The organism is Rothia mucilaginosa (assembly GCF_964211445.1).
Taxonomy (GTDB): Bacteria; Actinomycetota; Actinomycetes; order Actinomycetales; family Micrococcaceae; genus Rothia; species Rothia mucilaginosa_E.
In genome coordinates, this window is record NZ_CAXOQT010000003.1 from 45,388 (window position 1) to 61,023 (window position 15,636).

The following is a 15,636-nucleotide window of genomic DNA, read 5'->3' on the forward strand; positions in this document are numbered from 1 at the left end:
GTTTCCTTTCGGTAGGTTCCTCTACCTTCCAGAGTGCCACATTTAAGGCTGATCAGGTACCTGCATCTCACGCATATAGCTAATAGCGTCTTCATCCGCCCCAAGCAGCGTGCGGGACAGCTCCGCAACGTTCACGACCTCGCGACTCAGCGGTGTGGGAACCTCATCCGGCCGCTCCCCCGAAGGCTCCGCACGCCGGGTCACCGTCAGGCGCGCCTGCGGGTCCATCTGCGCCCACGGCACCAGCACAAAAGCACGCTCCTGCGCCCGCGGATGCGGCAAAGTCAGCACCGGATCCTCAGAGATCACGCCGTCATAGTCAATCACGTCAATATCGAGGGTGCGCGGACCCCAACGCACCAGGCGCTCACGGTGATGCGCCGCCTCCACCGCATTACACAGCTTCAGCAGCTCGTAGGCGCCCAGGTCAGTTGCCACCTCAATGACCGCGTTCACGAAATCCGGCTGACCCGCCGGGCCACCCACCGGGGCGGTACGGTACAACCCGGAGGCGCGCACCAGCTGCACGCCGCCCGCCACCAGGTCGGCGACGGCACGCTCCAGGGTGTCTTCGCTTTCGCCCAGGTTCGAGCCCAACGCCAACACCGCGCGGTGCTTCTGCGTGCTGAGTTTCTGCGTATCGGTTTTCTGGGTGCCCGGCACTAGCGGCCGCCCTCAGTAGCACGCTCGCGGAACGCGCTCACCGCCACGTTACCGAACGGCAACTCAATCGGCGCCTGCGGCTTCGACACGGTAATCTCCACCGCCTCCACAAGCTCAAACATCGCGAGAATACCCTCGGCAATGTTCACCGCAAGGGTCTCAATCAGGTCCAGCGAACCGTTCGTCACGTGGCGGTGAATCAGGTCAACCACGAGCGCGTAATTCGTGGTCTTCGTCAGGTCATCGGTAGCCGCTGCGGCGGAAAAATCGCTGTACAGGGTCGCGTCCACGACGAAGGGTTGGCCGTCGTGCTTCTCAAAGTCGAGCACGCCGTGGTAGCCCTTGGCGGTAATGCCGGTGAGGGTGATGCGGTCGTAGCGGGCGTAATCTGCCTGGGTCATTGGGGGGTCTCCTAGAGGGTATTCGGGTAGTTGGTGGGTCTAGCTGACAGATCGCAACGCGGAGGCGACCGTCACCGCATCCACGCTGGCGGGCACGTCGTGCACGCGCACCGCCCACACGCCGCGCGCCGCCACCAGGGCGGTCACCGCCGCAGAGGCTGCCGCACGATGCTGAGCCGGGCGCGGCTCCGACAGCGACTGCCACAGTTCGCGTTCAGCCTCACCCGCATCGGTTGCGGTGAAACCGCTCGCGTTCAGGCGCTCAGCCAGCGCCATATCCGCCGCAGTCAGGGCGTTGGCGATAAAACGCTTGCGAGAACCGGCAATGAGCAGGCGGTGGCCCAGGTCCTGTAGCTCGTCAACGGCGGCGAGCAGCTCCCAATCCTGCATACCGCCCTTCGCGAAGCCCAGACCCGGGTCAAGAATCAGGTTCTGCGGCAGCACACCGGCGGCAAGGAAACGCTCACGCAGGCCGGTCAGCTCCTCCACAACCTCAATGACCACGCCGCGCGGGTACTCCGCCAGGCTGTCCATGGTCTGGGAGGTGCCGCGGGCGTGCATGAGGATGTACGGCACCTGCAGTTCCGCGGCGGTTTCAATCATTTCATCGCTCACGTTCAGACCGGACACATCGTTGATGATGTGCGCACCCGCGGCGATGGCGGCGCGGGCGGTCTGCGGGTTCATGGTGTCAACGCTGATAGTAGTGCCCATCTGCGCGACTGCCTCGATGACGGGCAGGATGCGGCGCTGCTCCTCCTCCACGCTGATACGCACCGCACCGGGGCGGGCGGACTCACCGCCAATATCGATAATGGAGGCGCCCTCGGCAATCATGCGGGCGGCGTGGGCGATAGCGTCGGTCGCGGCGTAGTGCTTGCCGCCGTCGCTGAAGGAGTCGGGGGTGACGTTGAGGATGCCCATCACGAGGGTGCGTTCGGCGGCGAGCGCGTCGCAGGGCAGGGGTGCTACACGGGTGGATTCGGTCATGGTTTTAATCGTACCGAATCTGCCGGATGACACAGCGCGCCATATTTGCATATGGCATACCGATTTAGGGGTATCCTGGGAGGGTATGCTCTGCCTGCGTCACAGCGGTGTGGGTTGGGCACCTCATACACATACATACTCTAGGAAGTGACTCATCGTGAATATGAAGACCGGCGCTTGGATCCTGTCCCTGGTGGCTCTTGCTGCGCTTGTGACCATTGTGCTTGCTGAAGGCGCCCCCGCGGTCCGCTGGATTGCTTTCGGCACCGCAACCGGTTGCGGCTTTATTGCTGTGGGCCTGATTGTGACTCTTGCGCTGGGTTGGGACGATAAGAACGAAGCCCGCTAAGGGTCTTTGAGTCTTCTTCGGGGTTTGTACGGCACCATTGCCGGTGCCGTCGGCTCCAAGGGACACAACCGCACGGCAAAAGGGGCGGAGGTGAAAACCTCCGCCCCTTTTAGCGTGTCTATAGGCCGTGAATAATTTAGCTCCACAAACGGGTTTCTTCCCAACCTTGCGGTATACCCATTGCCCGGGAGATATCAACTCCAGGAACGGAAATATTAGGACGTTCCTTCAGAATCCGCGTTAGAGATTCCGTATCCCCGATTCCACCCTGGTCCATCAGATATTTGAGGAGGGTGAGCATGCCGAAGGTTTTACACATCTTATGGTTCTCTTCAGCCTGTGGCACACCAAATAGGTCAACAACCTCACGGATTTCAGGGCTCTCAACTCTTCCACCTCTCAACACACGCGGCAAGCGAGGCTCTGGGTGCAGCTTATTGTAGAACCTACTTTGATGCGCACAAATATTGCGCATTACCCGCAGCGAGTTAATCCAGGTTTCCAGTTGGGGGTCAGTACACCCCAGAGCTTTCGCGATATCTCGCCGAATATTTGGCGGGGAGACCAAATACAGATTCTGCAGAGCCCCTAAATCTAGAACTTCCACCACTACCCACACAGGCAACTTCCCGCCGTATTGCTCACGGTGATGCTTCACGAATTCTTCCTCAGAAGTACGAATAAGTTGTTCGCTTTTTCTCGTGAATCTATTCCAAGCAGTGCGCCTTTTACTACCTTGAAGGTCACATCGGGCTTCATCCTCGTATATGAGTGGATCCACTTCCCCCAGTAAATTCCCTAGACGAGACCGCAAATACACCTCAAACTGCGAGAAGTACGAAAACGCAATAGACCGAAGATTACGGTCATATTCATACAGGGCCACAATATCTTCAAAGACCGTTCCGGGCACGAAAGTATCCAAGCGCTGCCCGCTTCCCGACGACCGCCGAAACGAATAGTAGTAACCACTCAGACGGTAGTAACTAACACGCTCGAGGACATGAACAGCACGTTCTTGCGAACCTACGAGCATACCTCGCTGCCGCAAGATTCCAACCTGCTGTTCATATGTTTTAAATGGTTTTACGATTGAAGGCATGCACTATCCATTACTTAATGTCGTTTCATCATTGGAACTCTTTAATAATATCAATATAAGGATATTAAGGGTGTACCTACACGACATGTAAGCCATCTGTATTGCTAAGGCAATCATTTAAAAACGATGACCGGTCCTGGACCCATGAGGGGAGGAACCGGTCGCGGTTGTTTCGTTTCAGATGAGGCGAGGAACAGCCATGCTTGCGCTAACAACGGTACGTAAAGAACGCGATATGTAGCGTTGTTAAAAAGAAGACCGGTCCTGTACTCCCGAAGGAGTGGTGCCGGTACTAGTGGTACTACTCTACAGCTGATGATGCTCTTCACGCAAGGGCTCTCGTCATACAGCCCAACAAATGCGACCGCATAGCGCAGGGGGCAGGATTTCTTAGAATCCTGCCCCCCCCCTGTCGTATAGCTATATGCTCATCCCGAGTGCTTAGCGCTGCGAGAAGATCAGGCTCATCGCCTCCGCACGGGTTGCGCCGTTCATCAGCGCACCGCGCACCGCGCTGGTCACGGTCTTCGCGCCCGGCTTACGCACACCGCGCATCGACATGCACATGTGCTCAGCCTCAATCACCACAATCGCACCGCGCGGGTTCAGGTGCTCCTCCAGAGCCTCCACCACCTGCGTAGTCAGACGCTCCTGCACCTGCGGGCGGCGAGCGTACAGATCCACCACGCGGGCGAGCTTGCTCAGACCGGTCACCTTACCGTCCGGGCCCGGAATGTAACCCACATGCGCCACACCGTGGAACGGCACCAGGTGGTGCTCACAGGTCGAGTAGAACGGGATGTCCTTCACCAGCACCATCTCAGAGTGGGCGATGTCGAAGGTCGTACCCAGAATCTCGCCGGCATCCTGGTGCAGGCCCGAGAAGAACTCCGCGTAGGCACGCGCCACACGTGCAGGGGTCTGCTGCAGGCCGTCACGGTCCGGGTCCTCACCAATCGCGAGCAGAATCTCGCGGACGGCAGCCTCAATACGCGGCTGGTCGACGGCGTTCTTAACCTCGCTCATTCTCTGCTCCATTCTGGTTCGGGGTGCCGTTCTCCGGGCGCTGCGCCGGAGGGGCGGGGTAGTTCGGGTACTGTTGGGTGGGCATTGCGACGGTCGGGTCGGCGTCCGGGTCGGTGAGGGGCACCTGAGGCGGCAACGGCTGCGTAGGTGCTACCGGGGCCGGTGCTACCGGAACAGTAGGTGCCGTAGCAGGAGCTGCCGGCGCCTCGGCAGGTGCTTCCTCAGCCTTCTGCGCCTCCTGAGCCAGCTCGCTCGGTGCCTTTACCGGCGGGATGTCGGTACGCTCGCGGGTCGGCTTGGAGTACCAGTGCTCACGCTCGGGGCGCTTGCGAACATCCTTGAAGATTTCGGCAATCTCGTTTTCGAGCAGGGTTTCCTTCTCGAGCAGGGCGAACGCCAGGCGGTCCAGAATATCGCGGTTTTCCAGCAGAATCTGGAACGCCTCATCGTGTGCCTGCTCCAGCAGGGCGCGGATCTCAGCGTCAACCTTTGCCGCGGTCGCGTCGGAGTAGTTGCGTGCCGAAGCGCCGCCGCCACCGAGGAACGGTTCGGTGTCTTCGCCGCCGAGCTTCACGGAACCAATCACAGCGCTCATGCCGTAGTCGGTAACCATCTTGCGGGCGGTGTCGGTTGCCTTCTGAATGTCGTTAGACGCACCGGTGGACGGGTCGTGGAAGACGATTTCCTCAGCCGCACGGCCACCCATCGCGTACGCCATCTGGTCAAGCAGTTCGTGGCGGGTCGTGGAGTACTTGTCGTCCTGCGGCATGACCATGGTGTAACCCAGGGCGCGACCGCGCGGAAGAATCGTAATCTTGGTGACCGGCGCGGAGTTACGCAGTGCCGCCGCGACCAGGGCGTGACCGCCCTCGTGGTATGCGGTGACCTTACGCTCGTGCTCGTTCATGATGCGCGAGGAACGCTGCGGACCAGCCATGACGCGGTCGATTGCCTCGTCGATAGCGCGGTCGTCAATCACGTTGCCGTTATCGCGGGCGGTCAGCAGAGCCGCCTCGTTCATGACGTTCGCCAGGTCAGCACCGGTGAAGCCGGGGGTGCGCTTAGCAACCTGAGCAAGGTCAACGGTGTTAGCAATCGGCTTGCCTGCGGCGTGAACGCGCAGGATGTGTTCGCGGCCCTGCATGTCGGGGGCGTCCACACCAATCTGACGGTCAAAACGACCGGGACGCAGCAGCGCCGGGTCCAGAACGTCGGGTCGGTTCGTTGCCGCAATGACGATGACGTTCGAGTTGCCGTCGAAGCCGTCCATCTCAACCAGCAGCTGGTTCAGGGTCTGCTCACGCTCGTCATTACCGCCACCCATACCGACGCCGCGGCGGCGACCAACAGCGTCAATCTCGTCAACGAAGACGATGGCGGCGGGGTCACTCTTCGCTTCCTTGAACAGGTCGCGCACGCGGGACGCACCCACACCCACAAACATTTCAACGAAGTCAGAGCCAGAAATCGAGTAGAACGGCACGCCAGCCTCGCCCGCCACAGCCTTGGCGAGCAGGGTCTTACCGGTGCCGGGAGGGCCGTACAGCAGCACGCCCTTGGGAATCTTTGCACCCAGGCGGGTGAACTTTTCGGGTTCAGCCAGGAACTCGCGGACTTCTTCCAGCTCGGCGAGCGCCTCGTCCACGCCGGCGACGTCGCTGAAGCGGACTTCCGGCTTGTCCTTGGTGAATTTCTTCGCGCGGGACTTGGAGAAGCTCATGACGGAGGAGCCGCCTCCGACTCGTCCCATCAGGAACCAGAAGAGCACACCAAAGAGCAGAATCGGCAGAAGCAGGGACATCAGGGAGCCCAGGAAGCTGTGCTCAACGGGCTGGTCCGTGTAGCTTTCCAGCTCGGCGGATTCCATTGCCTTAGCAACTTCGTCGCCGCGGGGCTGCACGTAGTAGAAGCGCACCGACTTACCGTAGTTGTCGTTGCCCTTCTTGTAGTCGTCCTTTAGCTGCAGCTCGACGCGCTGGTCGCCGTCGTAGATCTTTGCGCTCTTGACCTGGTGGTCGTTGAGCAGCTGAAGACCCACGTTGGTGTCCACCTGACGCGAGGGCTGAGTGAAGAAGGAGGCCATGAGGAAAGCCAGCATGATTACGAGAGCTGCACCCGGCCAGAACCAGGGGCCGTTAATCAGCTTCTTCAGGAAGCCCTCCGAGCCTTTCTGCGGAGTATTGGGGTTTTGCGCCAATGCTTTGTCCTTACGTTGCGGCTGTAACCCGTTGGGGTGCGGCATGCCTGCCGGAACACCCAACGGTGCAACCTTAAATGTACCCTACCCCGGCGGGCGGCTAGGTACCGGGCTTCTCTATTTCACCTGCGGGCTAAAGGGTTGTAGCACTCGGCGGGGGTGAAAGTGCATCTTCCGCGGCGGGTACATCCGCCTCCACGTACATCCACCGGCGGGTACAGCAACGCCCCGCTCCCCCACAAGCGTGAGGAGGCGGGGCGTAACCACCTACAGCAGGGTTGCTGAGGTGAAGGCTTAGGAGTAAACGTGCGGGTGCAGGGTTGCGACGCAGTCCAGGTTGCGGTACTTCTCAGCGAAGTCCAGGCCGTAACCAACAACGAACTCGGGCTCGATGTCCCAGCCGACGTACTTGACCTCAACGTCAGCCTTGACGACCTTGGGCTTGCGCAGCAGGGTGCAAATCTCAACGGAAGCTGCGCCGCGAGAAATCAGGTTCTGCTGCAGCCATGCGAGGGTCAGGCCGGAGTCAATGATGTCTTCAACGATTAGGACGTTGCGGCCCACCAGGTCGGTGTCCAGGTCCTTGAGGATACGCACAACGCCGGAGGACTTGGTGCCGGAACCGTACGAGGAAACAGCCATCCAGTCCATGGTGTAGTGGCCCTTGAGAGCGCGGGAAAGGTCAGCCATAATCATGATGGCGCCCTTGAGAACACCCACCAACAGCACGTCCTTACCGGCGTAGTCCTCGTCGATGCGCGCCGCCAGTTCGGCGACCTTCGCATTAATCTCTTCCTTGCTGAAGAGAACGTTCTTGATATCGTCCTGCACGTCGATAGCCTGCACGATGTATTCCTTCGTATCTTTAGACGCTCTGCGCCTCCGCCGGGGGCCCCGGGGGCGGGGGTTTCATGCCTTCCCACAGCGGACAATGTGGATGGTGTTCGCCTTAAGTATGGCTTAAAACGGCGCCGCGGCGCACCTCACCACGCAGATAGTGTGTGCTGAGGGCGCTCCACGGGCACCTAGCTGGGCACCTAGTTAGGGTCGAGTTGGCACTAATACGAGCACGTCCAGGCGTTCACCGGTTGCCGGATGCACAATTTTGCGGCGGCGGTACGCGCTCACGTGACCGGGCATCTGAACGGGCCCAGCTACCGCGTATTCGGCGGTGAAAGAGTCCAGCGCCTGCAGTCGCTCAAAGCCGGGGTTCTCTCCCCCGGCAGCCTTGCAGGCGGCCGCAAGCACACGCAATCGAAGCGCCGGATGCAGCGCCGCCACCTGCGCACGGTCCAGTAGCACGGCGTCCTCGCGTTCGATGCCGCGCACGGCGGTTCCGCCGGGTAGGAGCGCCTGCTCGTAGGCTACCTGTGCCTGCTCATCGAGGTATTCGGCGTCGGGGCCAGCTACGGAGGCGGTGCGCGCCAGGGAGCGGGCGACGTCCCCGCCGAGGTGCTCCTCAAGGTAGGGCAGCACGCTGTGGCGGATGCGGGCACGCATGAGGGACTGGTCGGTGTTGGTCGGGTCGATCCAGGGGGTGAGGGTTTCGGCGTCGCAGATGTCGAGCATGTCGGTGCGGCGCAGGCCGAGGAAGGGGCGCAGGTAGGTGACGCCCTCTTCGACGCGCACGGGCGGCATACCCGCCAGGGAGCGTGTGCCGGAGCCGCGGCTTAGGCCGAGCAGCACGGTTTCTGCCTGGTCGTCGAGGGTGTGGCCGAGGAGCACGGCGCGGGCGCCGGTGGCTTCGACGGCTTTCGTGAAGGCGGTGTAGCGGGCGGTGCGTGCCGCCATTTCGGGGCCCATGTTGCCGACGGGAACCTGTACTTTTTCGGTGATGACGGGGTGAAGCCCCAGGTCGGTGAGGGTTTGTGCGGTCTGCGCGGCAACCTCGGCGGAGCCTTCTTGCAGGCCGTGGTCGACGATGATGGCGCCTACGCGCACGTCGCTGCGGCGGGCGAAGTGCGCGGCAATTGCCGCCAGGGCGAGGGAGTCGGGGCCGCCGCTGCAGGCGACCAGGAGCAGGGGCAGGTCGGCGGCGTCCGGGGTGGAGGCGGTGCGGGAGCGTCCGGTGGCTTTGATGCTTCCGGCGCCGAGGAGCTTTTCGAGGGCGGTGGCGAGGTGGCGGCGGGCAGTGCCGACGGCGGGGTGCAGGCGTCCTGCGCGTCCATTCTGCATGGTGGTTCCTTTATATAGGCGTGCGGGAGGGGTTAGGTGAGGGGGTTGGTGATAGCCAGCTCGATACCGAGCTCTTGGGCGACTTTGAGGACCGCACCAATTGACGGGCCGGGTAGCCCACGCTCAATATCGCGGATTGTTTTATCGCTGAGCCCAACCATCCATGCCAACTCCATTTGGGTGATTTTTTCGTACTTGCGGACGGCGCGAACCTGGGCACCAAATTCCTGTGCGAACCCCGTTGCGTCGAATGCCATGGGGGTTTCCTCCTCACCGCTACAGAACCTCACGTTATACGAACTATTCTTCGTAATATGCCCATAATAGCACCTCGAGAAGCTCTCTGAGGCTATTTTCCGAAGAATAGTTCGGTTACGCACCCTTCCACGGAACCTCCGAACACAATCAAGGAGCACAACAAAAGGGGGCGTGCCCACCGCCTCCAGCACGCACGAAAACTCGCACGAACCAGACACGGGGAACACGCCCAGCAAGCCCTCCGCTCACCTGCCGCTAGGACAGCGACTGCAGACGAGCCACAATGGGCGCCAACTCCTCGTGGTAATCAAGAACCATGAGAGGGGTGAAAATAGTGCGGTACGAAGCGTAATAGAAATCCGGTGTTTTATTGAAATCCCACGGCGTGTACCCGTTAGTGAAGAAGTTAGTGTCATACGCCCGAATATCTCCCCCCTTCGCCAGCGCATGCTGGTACACCCAGCTCATTGCTCGATGCAACTCACTCCCTTCCTTAATGGGAGCAGCACCCTTCTCAGCACGCACAGCATTCGCCGCATCCAGGGATTCCAGAGTCACCTTGGGGCTACCCGCAGCACGATAAAGGAAGGTAAAGTAGGCGCCACGGCTCGCCGGAGTGTCATAGTGGAAGGAGCCGTCAGACCAACCAGCGCTCAAACCCACGCGGGTCGCCCAGATAGCAACCTTATAACGAGCATCGCCCGGAGTCAGGTCGGTGTACGGGGACTTCTCCGGCAGGTTCTTCACCTCGGGTGAACCCGCCAGATGGTACAGGTACTCCAGCAAGCGGCCACGCGAGATAGTCATGACCCCGTTCGGCAACTTATCTTCATCGGTTGTAGCCAGCCCAACAACCTGATTCTTCGTAATCAGGCCAGTGCACTCTGCCCACTTCAAACTGCTTATAGCGTTCTTGCCGTAATAGAAGTACATATCAAAACAATTAATATCAAATTCCAGCTCTTCAACAGGCTGTGCAGATTTCGGATGAATGTATGCCGCCTGGGCTACACCCTGGCCCATATACCCCATAGCCAGTGCCAACAGTGCCGCCGCGCCGCGGGTCGAAAGGTTTTTCTTCATTTTCTATCCTCGGTGAAAGGTGTGAGATTAGAAGAAGAGTGAATCCCTTTGAACATACTCGGGATTCACTCTCCGCGCAATTATTTCAGAATGATTAAACTTTTACGTCATTTTGACTATTCCGATTAATCTCATTATCTTGCGAGGTCCTATAGACCACAAAATTAATATCAATATAGAAATTGCCCCAGGGGACGCTGCGATCTCTCCTAAAGAAAAGGTGCCGACCATCATTCGAAGTCAATTTATTACCATCACGGGCATTACGCGATGAACCGGCCACAATACTAATATCATCCAGCTTATTCTCCAGATAAAACCCGTAACGCGAGGAACGCTGGCCAACTTTCGGATTAGCCGAACGCGGCGATACTAGGCGTGCTCCAGAAGCATTTCGTCCAATATACCAATTAGCTGCTTCATCAGTGCGTGCAGTTCCCTTAAGAATAAGTGAATTCTCGAGACTCGAGGACTCACCTAGACAATTCATAAACTGATTATCCTTGAAACCTACGACCCACCCGTGCCCGCCATTCTCCTGAGCGGTACATCCGATGAACATATTCCGTTCGCCAAAAATCGCCCACCCGGCACCAGACTTTCTGCGGTACTGATCTCTATCGTGATAAAGGTCGGAATTTGGCTTATTGCGAATAGCAAACCAGGCGGTACATGCCACGAATTTACATTGAGCTCCGTACACCTCAATTGCCCCATGATATCCGCCACCAAGATTGGCATCAGAGACCTCAACCATCACAAACTTATTATCCGCAGCTCCAGAGTTCAAACTCTCTGTTCTACGCTGAACATGACCCACCGGCTTTCCCACCAAGAGCCCTTGTCTGCGAGTTTTACGAATGCGGACCTTATCAACCTTCATAGCACGATCATGTTCACCCAGGATGGCAATTCCGATTGCCGTATCCCAGATTTCAATATTTGAAATAATAGGGGCAGCTTCAGGTTCATTAAAAATATCATATCTTGTATGAACAATAATGCCCGCAATATTATCCGGTATATAATTATCAGCAACGTGCTTACCCTGAGCAATTTGATACTCAAAAAATCCTTTACGAATATTAGGATTCAAAAGATTAAGATTGGCGGCACGAATAAACATATCCCGTACCCCAAAACGCATTGGTATATTTGTTCCCATATCACCCACAAAGGTATTGTATGACCCCATATGAAATACCCCCTGACACTCCATATCGTCACCATCAACATCTCTTAAAATCTTCGGGTTTTTATTAAACCCAATAATTTGTGTTGAGAATCCATGACCATACACCTCTACCCTATCCCTGAGATTAATAAAATCATTACTCACAAGATAGATTCCCGAAGGAATCTCGACAGAACCACCACCGGGAACAGCGGCCACCGAGTTAATGGCATTTTGAATTGCTGGTGCGGAATCCTTCGTACCGGTTGGGTCTGCACCAAAATCCAAAACATTCACATGCTTTGATTTACTATAATCAACCATATTGTATTCCTTTCTTAAGCCATGTAGTTCAAACGCATTCAAATAGTTTGAATGCCAACCCACCAATTTTCCCTGAATATCTATACATAAAGATGATTTGATGTTTAATTCTATTAAATCTGTACCAACCCCCTATCAATCATCTCTTTTTGCAGAGCAAGATTTCCCGAATCCACAACCCTGCGATTACCCCCATAATTGTTTTATGGGGCAGCTATTGTGGTACATGTCAACACGCCTCCCGGCGTCCTAACACTAATCCGATAGGAAGCCGACACAGTAGATCCGCCGTATTCGCTACGACCCGGGAAATACACGCCAAAGCACCCTCGTTGAAACAACTCTTCCGGCTGAGAAATATCTTTATCTACCTCAAGACCCCATTCCCAGCGCTGAGCTTGAATAAACGCACCGTCATCTTCTCCAAGGGATGCGTTTCCCTTCATCTCCCCTTGGTAGACACCACAAAAATACTCAGTGCTCTCCGTTGAGGCACCACGCGCACGAACCACCTTCAGACCCGAGTCTTCACGCACTGTCAGTGATGGTGCAGCCGGGTACCCCTCAGGAGAATGGCTTGTCAATCCCATAGAACCCGGCTGCCAACGGCTCATCTGCACCATGTATTCTTGCGATCCACTCAGCTGTTCAAGCTCAACCACAATCTGCTGACCCGAAGGAATTTTAGACAGCCACTGCCCTGTATCACGGTGAATATGGGGACGAATTACCTCATATAAGGCTGACTCTTCTTGATTCCCCATCAGTTCTACCGACGGAAGCGCATGCACCCCTACAAAAGGGCCCGAAAAGGGAAGAAGCTGAAACCACAGAATGACATTATCTGCACCATTAGTCGGCACCCATGCTTCACGAAGCGGGGCAACAGTGCATCCATCTATTTGCTGGGGAGACCCAACAGAGCCCTGAATACCCCATGCCGTGCTCTGAGGTGCTGCGAAGAAACTTACCAGGGCAAATGACGAAAGCCGGCACACATGCCGGCGTGACAGTTCAGACATGATAGTCCTTAAATTAAGTTGAGTGATGACAATAGTGTGTGGCGTTTACGCTTCGTCGACGCTCTATACACCACACTCCTTCAACCCTACTCTGAAAATTCACCGTTTCGAGTATTCACAAGCAAATATTTCATTCTCGTGAAAAAATATATATCAATATAAACTTGAAGTTTATTAAAATCTCACTTTAAACTTGAATATTTATGTAACTAGAACTTTAGAAATATCTTTAAAAATCTGAACTTTCAGAAATATTACAAGCCCCACCGCGCAAAGTACTTGCTGAAATCCCCCTCAACAAAGCCCTGGACAACGGCTCCGAGCACAAAAAGGGGGCGTGCTCACCGCCTCCAGCACGCACGAAAACTCGCACGAACCAGACGCAGGGAACACGCCCCCTACAAAACCGGGTGCACCTAACGGTGCGGCAGCTTAGTGACCCTCAGCTGCGAAACGGTCGATAGCCTCCTGGACCATCTTCTCAGCAGCAGCCAGGTCTTCCCAGCCCTCGCCCTTAACCCACTTGCCGGGCTCCAGGTCCTTGTAACGCTCGAAGAAGTGCTGAATCTCAGCCTTCAGCTGCTCGGGAACATCAGCCAGGGACTTGATGTGGTCGTAGCGCTTGTCGGTGGGAACGCACAGAACCTTAGCGTCGCCGCCAGCCTCGTCGGTCATGTTGAACACTGCAACGGGGCGAGCCTCAACCAGCACGCCGGGAACAACGTCAACGTCCAGGATCAGCATGGCGTCCAGCGGGTCGCCGTCCTCACCCAGGGTGTTCTCGAAGTAGCCGTAAGCGGTGGGGTACTGCATGGAGGTGAACAGCACGCGGTCCAGGCGCAGGCGGCCGGTCTCGTGGTCCACTTCGTACTTCACGCGGGAGCCGCGGGGAATTTCAATAGTGACGTCGAGTTCCATCGGAACCTTCTTTCTCGTGAGTTAGAGTCACTTTCGCGGCGACTTCGGCGCGCAAGGTGCGAAAGTTAGGTGTTGAACTCACCCATTGTAACCCGTTCACGCACACCGAAACCGCGTATTTGGCGCCAAAACCAGCGTAATTTACCACGCTCACACCACAGTTAACATTCCGCCTAGTCCCGCGCCCGCCAGCACACCCCGCCGCCGCACCCCGCCACCATGCCGGACAGGTCAGATAGGGGTTATAAGGGGCAGCAGGAGCACGGCATGAGCATCCCAGCACCGGCGCGTAAATTCGATAGGCACCCCATCCGCCCGCTATGCTCAAAAGATGCCTTCCAACAAGCACAACACCCAGACCACCACCCTCACCCGCCGCGCCGCCCTCACCCTCGGCGGCATGTTCCTCCTCACCGCCTGCGGATCCGCCGCAACCGAACAGAAACGCCCCGAAGGTTCCGCAAGCCCCACCGGCAGCCCCACCGGCACCGCCGAGGCGACCGCCTCCGCAACCCCGAGCGCCACCCCGACCCTCGCACCCGCACTGACCGAAGCGGAACAGGAGCAACTACGTGCCGCCCTTACCGCGCTCTTCGCTGACGACACCTACCCGCAGTACAGCCTGCTCGTCACCGGCATGGACGGGAACCTGCCCAGCATCAAGGCGGCCACCGCACCCGCCGACCTCTACGCCGCCAACGCCGACACCGCACGCGTACCCGCCTCCACTTTTAAGGTGCTGACCCTGTTCGCACTCAACCACTACGCGAACCTGCAGGCGCGCCTGCGCACACGCGTCACCCGCGACTCCGCCGGACTGTACCTCATGGCAGGCGGCGACACCCTGCTCGGCGCGGGCGCCTCTGACCCGAAGCAGATTGTCGGACGCGCAGGCCTAACCACCCTCGCCGAGCTGACCGTGAAGGCGCTGAACGAGGGCGAGAAGCCGACCGCGGCGCTACCCGTCTACCTTGACGGCACCTTCTTCAGCGGCCCCGGCGTGAACCCCGGCTGGGATGCCGCCGACGTGGCGTCCGGCCAGATCACGCCCATTCACCCGATTGCGCTCGAATCGCACACGGTGCCAGGCAAGTCCACCGCAAGCAACCCGGTGCGCCCGGATGATGCGGCGGTTGCCGCCCAGCAGGCGTTCGTGGATGCGCTCAACACCGCCGGCAAGGAATCCGGCATGAGCTTCACCCTCGCGGAGCGCCGCACCGCCCCCGCGGAAGCAGTTGAAATCGCCGCGGTCGAATCGGCAACCCTGCTGGAGCAGGCACAACACATGATGCTCGAATCCGACAACGCCCTCGCCGAGGTGCTCGGCCGTTGCGCCGCCATTGCCGCAGGTAAGGAAGGCAGCGGCGAAGCGGCACAGCAGACCGTGCGCCAGGCACTCGTGGATGCCGGCGTGAACATTGAAAACCTGGTGCAGGCAGACGTGTGCGGCATGTCCTTAACGGACCGCGTGACCGCCCGAACCCTCGTGCAGGTTGTGGCTCTGCTGAATGCTGATGAGCATGCGGAGCAGCTGATGAGCACGTTCCCGGTCGCGGGCGTGAGCGGCACCCTATCCGGTCGTTTTGGTGCGGCGAACGCCGTGCACGCACGCACTTTTGTGCAGGCGAAGACCGGCACCCTGTACACGGTATCTTCGCTGTGCGGTGTGGCGACCCGACCCGACGGCACCCGCCTGATTTTCGCGATTATTCTGAACAATCTGGGCGGTGCGGATGCGCTACCCGCCGCGAAGGAACGCGTGGACGCTGCCGCGGCGGCGATTGCGAACCGTTCGACCGCGCCGAGTGCCTCTACCGATGCTTCTGCGGGCGCCTCTGCCGGCCCCTCTGCGGCGGCTTCTGCACCCGCGCCTGCAGGAGCTTCGGATGGGGCGAGCGCACCGGTTTCTGAGGCGGCTGCGGCGGGCACAGCCTCTTAGCGTGTGTGGCCGAAT

15 protein-coding genes are annotated in these 15,636 nt (G+C 58.4%); 2 read left to right on the forward strand and 13 right to left on the reverse strand.

The window, feature by feature from the left end:
• Positions 1–42 precede the first annotated feature (42 nt).
• The 3 genes from folK to folP are packed head-to-tail and all read right to left on the reverse strand — an operon-like array spanning position 43 to position 2,054.
• Positions 43–663 carry a 2-amino-4-hydroxy-6-hydroxymethyldihydropteridine diphosphokinase gene (gene folK / locus AB8E48_RS01240; RefSeq protein WP_368885501.1) on the reverse strand — a complete coding sequence of 207 codons (621 nt, stop codon included), beginning with the start codon at positions 661–663 and terminating at the stop codon, positions 43–45.
• A complete protein-coding gene (gene folB, locus AB8E48_RS01245) occupies positions 663–1,064 on the reverse strand; it encodes a dihydroneopterin aldolase (protein WP_368885502.1) in 402 nt (133 codons plus the stop codon). Before folB ends, folK begins: the two co-directional genes overlap by 1 nt.
• A 39-nt stretch (positions 1,065–1,103) precedes the next feature.
• Positions 1,104–2,054 (reverse strand): dihydropteroate synthase, encoded by a 951-nt coding sequence (folP, locus tag AB8E48_RS01250; protein ID WP_368885503.1) that lies wholly within the window; start codon positions 2,052–2,054, stop codon positions 1,104–1,106.
• Between the two features lie 157 nt (positions 2,055–2,211).
• Between folP and AB8E48_RS01255 the strand changes: the two genes are divergently transcribed.
• Positions 2,212–2,403 (forward strand): hypothetical protein, encoded by a 192-nt coding sequence (locus AB8E48_RS01255; RefSeq protein WP_070641880.1) that lies wholly within the window; start codon positions 2,212–2,214, stop codon positions 2,401–2,403.
• A 136-nt stretch (positions 2,404–2,539) separates the two neighbouring features.
• Here the strand turns inward: AB8E48_RS01255 and AB8E48_RS01260 are convergent, their stop codons facing one another.
• The 10 genes from AB8E48_RS01260 to ppa form a co-directional block, all read right to left on the reverse strand.
• The gene (locus AB8E48_RS01260) at positions 2,540–3,505 is read right to left on the reverse strand and encodes an Abi family protein (protein ID WP_005504348.1); all 966 of its coding nucleotides are present in this window, start codon (positions 3,503–3,505) and stop codon (positions 2,540–2,542) included.
• A gap of 441 nt (positions 3,506–3,946) precedes the next feature.
• Positions 3,947–4,531 carry a GTP cyclohydrolase I FolE gene (folE, locus tag AB8E48_RS01265; protein ID WP_049340467.1) on the reverse strand — a complete coding sequence of 195 codons (585 nt, stop codon included), beginning with the start codon at positions 4,529–4,531 and terminating at the stop codon, positions 3,947–3,949.
• Positions 4,518–6,728 (reverse strand): ATP-dependent zinc metalloprotease FtsH, encoded by a 2,211-nt coding sequence (gene ftsH / locus AB8E48_RS01270; RefSeq protein WP_368885504.1) that lies wholly within the window; start codon positions 6,726–6,728, stop codon positions 4,518–4,520. The genes folE and ftsH overlap by 14 nt, the downstream gene beginning before the upstream one ends.
• A 294-nt stretch (positions 6,729–7,022) precedes the next feature.
• Positions 7,023–7,574: a hypoxanthine phosphoribosyltransferase gene (gene hpt / locus AB8E48_RS01275; RefSeq protein ID WP_005504342.1), complete on the reverse strand. Its 552-nt coding sequence runs from the start codon at positions 7,572–7,574 to the stop codon at positions 7,023–7,025.
• A gap of 195 nt (positions 7,575–7,769) precedes the next feature.
• Positions 7,770–8,903: a tRNA lysidine(34) synthetase TilS gene (gene tilS / locus AB8E48_RS01280; RefSeq protein ID WP_368885505.1), complete on the reverse strand. Its 1,134-nt coding sequence runs from the start codon at positions 8,901–8,903 to the stop codon at positions 7,770–7,772.
• Positions 8,904–8,935: 32 nt separating this feature from the next.
• The gene (locus AB8E48_RS01285) at positions 8,936–9,160 is read right to left on the reverse strand and encodes a helix-turn-helix domain-containing protein (RefSeq protein WP_005504337.1); all 225 of its coding nucleotides are present in this window, start codon (positions 9,158–9,160) and stop codon (positions 8,936–8,938) included.
• Positions 9,161–9,416: 256 nt separating this feature from the next.
• The gene (locus AB8E48_RS01290; RefSeq protein ID WP_070593044.1) at positions 9,417–10,244 is read right to left on the reverse strand and encodes an S-layer homology domain-containing protein; all 828 of its coding nucleotides are present in this window, start codon (positions 10,242–10,244) and stop codon (positions 9,417–9,419) included.
• Positions 10,245–10,338: 94 nt separating this feature from the next.
• Entirely contained in the window at positions 10,339–11,742 is a 1,404-nt protein-coding gene (locus AB8E48_RS01295; RefSeq protein WP_005507633.1) for a glycosyl hydrolase family 28-related protein, read from the reverse strand.
• Between the two features lie 203 nt (positions 11,743–11,945).
• Entirely contained in the window at positions 11,946–12,764 is an 819-nt protein-coding gene (locus AB8E48_RS01300) for a hypothetical protein (protein WP_141752125.1), read from the reverse strand.
• A gap of 432 nt (positions 12,765–13,196) precedes the next feature.
• The gene (gene ppa, locus AB8E48_RS01305; protein WP_049344276.1) at positions 13,197–13,682 is read right to left on the reverse strand and encodes an inorganic diphosphatase; all 486 of its coding nucleotides are present in this window, start codon (positions 13,680–13,682) and stop codon (positions 13,197–13,199) included.
• A gap of 331 nt (positions 13,683–14,013) precedes the next feature.
• Here ppa and dacB point away from each other — a divergent pair, with 331 nt between their 5' ends.
• A complete protein-coding gene (dacB, locus tag AB8E48_RS01310) occupies positions 14,014–15,621 on the forward strand; it encodes a D-alanyl-D-alanine carboxypeptidase/D-alanyl-D-alanine endopeptidase (RefSeq protein WP_368885506.1) in 1,608 nt (535 codons plus the stop codon).
• Positions 15,622–15,636 lie beyond the last annotated feature (15 nt).

Bases quoted from the DNA above. Each gene is read 5' to 3' on its own strand.
- folB (WP_368885502.1), bottom strand. From the start codon at position 1,064: ATGACCCAGGCAGATTACGCCCGCTACGACCGCATCACCCTCACCGGC.
- folP (WP_368885503.1), bottom strand. From the start codon at position 2,054: ATGACCGAATCCACCCGTGTAGCACCCCTGCCCTGCGACGCGCTCGCC.
- AB8E48_RS01260 (WP_005504348.1), bottom strand. From the start codon at position 3,505: ATGCCTTCAATCGTAAAACCATTTAAAACATATGAACAGCAGGTTGGA.
- dacB (WP_368885506.1), top strand. From the start codon at position 14,014: ATGCCTTCCAACAAGCACAACACCCAGACCACCACCCTCACCCGCCGC.
- tilS (WP_368885505.1), bottom strand. From the start codon at position 8,903: ATGCAGAATGGACGCGCAGGACGCCTGCACCCCGCCGTCGGCACTGCC.
- AB8E48_RS01290 (WP_070593044.1), bottom strand. From the start codon at position 10,244: ATGAAGAAAAACCTTTCGACCCGCGGCGCGGCGGCACTGTTGGCACTG.
- AB8E48_RS01295 (WP_005507633.1), bottom strand. From the start codon at position 11,742: ATGGTTGATTATAGTAAATCAAAGCATGTGAATGTTTTGGATTTTGGT.
- folE (WP_049340467.1), bottom strand. From the start codon at position 4,531: ATGAGCGAGGTTAAGAACGCCGTCGACCAGCCGCGTATTGAGGCTGCC.
- AB8E48_RS01300 (WP_141752125.1), bottom strand. From the start codon at position 12,764: ATGTCTGAACTGTCACGCCGGCATGTGTGCCGGCTTTCGTCATTTGCC.
- AB8E48_RS01285 (WP_005504337.1), bottom strand. From the start codon at position 9,160: ATGGCATTCGACGCAACGGGGTTCGCACAGGAATTTGGTGCCCAGGTT.
- ppa (WP_049344276.1), bottom strand. From the start codon at position 13,682: ATGGAACTCGACGTCACTATTGAAATTCCCCGCGGCTCCCGCGTGAAG.